5 protein-coding genes and 1 riboswitch are annotated in these 3,835 nt (G+C 33.0%); all 5 genes read left to right on the plus strand.

Translation table 11 applies throughout. From position 1 onward, the window contains the following. Positions 1–227: 227 nt before the first annotated feature. A riboswitch (THF riboswitch) is annotated at positions 228–327 on the plus strand. Between the two features lie 87 nt (positions 328–414). From folE to BUB33_RS15555, 5 genes are read left to right on the plus strand one after another with little or no spacing between them, the layout of a single operon-like run. Further along, positions 415–972 carry a GTP cyclohydrolase I FolE gene (folE, locus tag BUB33_RS15535; RefSeq protein ID WP_072978122.1) on the plus strand — a complete coding sequence of 186 codons (558 nt, stop codon included), beginning with the start codon at positions 415–417 and terminating at the stop codon, positions 970–972. Positions 973–974: 2 nt separating this feature from the next. Further along, positions 975–1,454: an HD domain-containing protein gene (locus BUB33_RS15540; protein WP_072978124.1), complete on the plus strand. Its 480-nt coding sequence runs from the start codon at positions 975–977 to the stop codon at positions 1,452–1,454. Then, positions 1,451–2,272 (plus strand): dihydropteroate synthase, encoded by an 822-nt coding sequence (gene folP, locus BUB33_RS15545; RefSeq protein ID WP_072978126.1) that lies wholly within the window; start codon positions 1,451–1,453, stop codon positions 2,270–2,272. Before BUB33_RS15540 ends, folP begins: the two co-directional genes overlap by 4 nt. Beyond that, positions 2,260–3,075 carry a 2-amino-4-hydroxy-6-hydroxymethyldihydropteridine diphosphokinase gene (gene folK / locus BUB33_RS15550; protein ID WP_072978129.1) on the plus strand — a complete coding sequence of 272 codons (816 nt, stop codon included), beginning with the start codon at positions 2,260–2,262 and terminating at the stop codon, positions 3,073–3,075. Before folP ends, folK begins: the two co-directional genes overlap by 13 nt. Positions 3,076–3,078: 3 nt before the next feature. Further along, positions 3,079–3,462, plus strand: coding sequence for a dihydrofolate reductase (locus tag BUB33_RS15555; protein WP_072978131.1), 384 nt, complete (start codon positions 3,079–3,081; stop codon positions 3,460–3,462). Positions 3,463–3,835: the final 373 nt, after the last annotated feature.

Below are 3,835 nucleotides of genomic sequence, written 5' to 3' on the forward strand. Positions count from 1 at the left end.
GAAAGAAGTTTTTTAATGTCAAGATATTTCTGTAGATAAAATCTCATTATAAATGAATTTGCCGACGAACAGTTCATTGACAATTTTAAGTAATGATTTGTAGGTGCTTTATCGCATTGGTTGCAAGTACAAATCACATCTTCTAAGCCGTCTTATGTGTTGTTCAAATATTGACTTGCTACTTTGGCTTATATTATGTTACAATAAATACTACAATAAAATATAAAAACAGAGTAGAAATGAATGCGTAAAGTGTCCTTTGAACGGGGAGTTGTCAAGGGGACGAAAGGCGGCTTGCCTGCGGTATTTATTTCGCATCCCGCTGAGATAATTATATAAAGTATTCACCTATATAATCAGTGGACAATACTGTTTTATAGTTTGCAAGAAACATAATTATGAAGGAGAATCCACATGGTTAATATTGAAAAAACGGAAAGCGCCATTAGAATGTTGCTCGAAGCTATTGGAGAAAATCCAAATCGAGAAGGTTTGATAGATACACCTAAACGTGTTGCAAAAATGTACAATGAAATTGTTGGTGGTTATCAGGAGGATGCATCAGTCCATCTTTCTAAAACATTTAAATGTGAAGATGCTGAATTGGTCTTAGAAAAAGGGATTGTATTTCATTCCATTTGTGAACACCATTTACTCCCTTTTTATGGGAAAGTACATATTGCTTATATACCAAATGAAAAAGTGGTTGGCTTAAGTAAGCTTTGTCGGGCAGTAGAAGTTTATGCTCGAAGGTTACAAATACAAGAACAGCTCTGTAAACAAATTGCAAATGCGATTTATGAGTCTCTGAATGCAAAAGGTGTTATGGTCATAATAGAGGCAGAACATACCTGTATGACTATGAGAGGCATTAAAAAATATGGGAGTAAAACGGTTACCATTTCCACTTGTGGAATTCTTAGAGAAGATATATTAAAACAAAAATACATCTTAGAAATGGTAAGGGAGTAATTATGGAACGAATTAATCGCATTTTACATAATCCTAAATATATTTTATCTTTACAAAAAAATGCTGAGTGCGAAAAAGAACGTGTGTTCTGCAAGCATGATGTTAATCATTTTCTCAGCGTAGCAAGAATTATGTATATATCTTCATTAGAGAAAAGTATAAAAATAGAAAAAGCCATTATTTATGCTACAGCCCTTTTGCATGATATTGGAAGATATATTCAATATACAAGCGATACTCCTCATGAAATAGCCAGTGCTTCTTTAGCAAAGGAAATTTTGTTGACAACCGGTGGTTTTTCGTCGGAAGAACAGTCAAGAATTCTCGCTGCTATTTCCATGCATAATTCGCTTAACACCAAAGACCAATTAACCCTTTTACTTCAATGGGCAGACCATCAAAGTCGAAACTGTTTTTCTTGTAATATGAAATCAGAATGTAAATGGGCAGATGAAGAAAAATATAGAGAGGTGCTAGTATGATAATTGGCAAAAAACAGTTTGATGTAAAGAATAATTTTTATATTATGGGTATTCTCAATGTAACTCCTGATTCTTTTTCTGATGGAGGAAGATTTTATAATATTGATAAAGCTCTATTACATGTTGAAAAAATGATTAAATCTGGGGCAGATATTATTGATGTTGGTGGAGAGTCCACCCGTCCCAATCATATTCAAATTTCTGTTGAAGAAGAAATTGAGCGAGTTATGCCTGTTATAACAGCTATAAAATCAAACTTTGATATCCCAATATCACTTGACAGCTATAAGCACGAGGTTGCTTGTGCATGTGTTTCTCACATTGATATTATTAATGATATTTGGGGATTTCGATATGATAATGGAGAGATGGCACAACTAGTTGCTAATAATGGGTTAGCTTGCTGCCTTATGCATAACCGTAAGAAGCATGATTATACTAATTTTTTCGATGATTTTATGTCTGATATGCAAAACTCAATTTCTATTGCTCTTAAAGCAGGAGTATCAAAGGATAGGATTATACTTGATGGCGGAGTTGGGTTTCAAAAAAATGTAGAGGAAAATCTTATTGTACTAAATCGTACGAAAGAACTTTGTTCTTTAGGATATCCTACAATGATTGCAACTTCTCGAAAATCTTTTATTGGCAATATTTTAGATAAAAATGTTGCTGATAGGCTTGCAGGAACACTCGCTACAACCGCTTGGGGAATTTTGCAAGGAGCTTCGTTTATTCGGGTTCATGATGTAGATGAAAATAATGACATAATAAAAATAATCCGCTCCATAAAGGAGGAACAAATATGGACAAAATAAAGATATCCGGTATTACAGTTTATGCATATCACGGAGTTTTGCAGAGTGAAAAGGAGCTAGGTCAAACTCTCTTTATAGATTGTGAATTCGCTATCGACACTTCACTTTGTAATGATAAAATTGAAAATACCGTTAACTATGGTGAGGTAAGCTGTGTAATAGCTTCATTTTGCCGTGAAAATCGTTTTGATTTATTGGAAACATTGGCAAATAAACTATCAATCCATCTATTGTTAAACTATCCTCTAATAGAAGAAGTTAGCATTACAATACATAAACCTCATGCACCCATTTCAACACCGTTTACTGACGTAACTCTCACAGTAACTAGAAGATACAACACTTGTTATTTGGGTGTTGGCTCTAACTTGGGGGATAGGAAAAGCAATCTATTGCTTGTAGAACATGAAATAGAAAATGATGAAAATATAATATTATTAAAGAAATCATCCTATATTGAAACAGAACCATACGGAATATTAAACCAACCTAATTTTATGAATGGTGTCTTAAAAATTCGTACAGTTTATACACCAAAAGAGTTGCTCTATTTTTGCAAAAATATTGAGAAAAAAGCAGGACGTACTAAAACCCGCCATTGGGGGGAACGAACCTTAGATGTTGATATTCTTTTTTATGGGGATATGATTTACTGGAAAGATGATTTAAAAATTCCACATCCGGAAATTTGTAAGCGAGAATTCGTATTAAAACCCTTCGTTGAAATTGAGCCATACTTTATACATCCGATTGAGCATATTAATATGCAATCGCTTTTGCAGCGACTGAAAAAGGAGATATAATCTATGAATTTAATAGCCGCTGTTGATGAGTGTTGGGCAATTGGTCAAAACAATGAATTACTGTACAACATTCCTTTAGATAAAGCTTTTTTCAAACAAAAAACAATAGAGAAAACAGTAATTATGGGCAAAAACACCTATCTATCTTTGCCTAATTCTAAACCGCTTCCCAATAGAAAAAATATTATTTTAAGTACAACATTACAAAATGTTGGCTGTGTGTGCTGCAAATCTATGGAAGAGACAAAATCCACTGTGAAGAATATTGATACAGATGAAATATTTATAATTGGTGGAGAAAAAGTATATAATGAATTTTTACCATATTGCGGATTTGCTTATATCACTAAAATACTAAAAAAAACCAAATTAGCAAAGCGGCTATAAAACTGGTTTGTTTACAAGCCCGGAAGTGCCCTGTTTTCGTGAATATTTGCAGATTAATGGCGAGATGATTTCTGAAGAAGAGTTTGCTATCTGTGCTAAAGAAGTATATAAGCATATAGATTTCAAAAATGAAAAAATTGTCCAACTTTTTTGAAGTGAAAACAGCCATTGCTTGATATGCTCCCCTTGTGGTAGACAGTTTAAATAAAAAAACTGTTTACCACAAGGGGAGCATATCACATTAAATGACTTGTTTTTTATCGTATTCCATTTCTATTGTAAGCGTCTAATAATAGATGTATTGTATAATTATAGGGATATCGGTATGATATCCCTATAATAGTTTTATTAAGCTTTACATGTTTTTTGAACT

It is taken from the genome of Tissierella praeacuta DSM 18095, from assembly GCF_900128955.1.
Lineage (GTDB): Bacteria > Bacillota > Clostridia > Tissierellales > Tissierellaceae > Tissierella > Tissierella praeacuta.

Coding starts and splice junctions, on each gene's coding strand:
- folP (WP_072978126.1), top strand. CDS start 1,451: ATGATAATTGGCAAAAAACAGTTTGATGTAAAGAATAATTTTTATATT.
- folK (WP_072978129.1), top strand. CDS start 2,260: ATGGACAAAATAAAGATATCCGGTATTACAGTTTATGCATATCACGGA.
- BUB33_RS15540 (WP_072978124.1), top strand. CDS start 975: ATGGAACGAATTAATCGCATTTTACATAATCCTAAATATATTTTATCT.
- folE (WP_072978122.1), top strand. CDS start 415: ATGGTTAATATTGAAAAAACGGAAAGCGCCATTAGAATGTTGCTCGAA.
- BUB33_RS15555 (WP_072978131.1), top strand. CDS start 3,079: ATGAATTTAATAGCCGCTGTTGATGAGTGTTGGGCAATTGGTCAAAAC.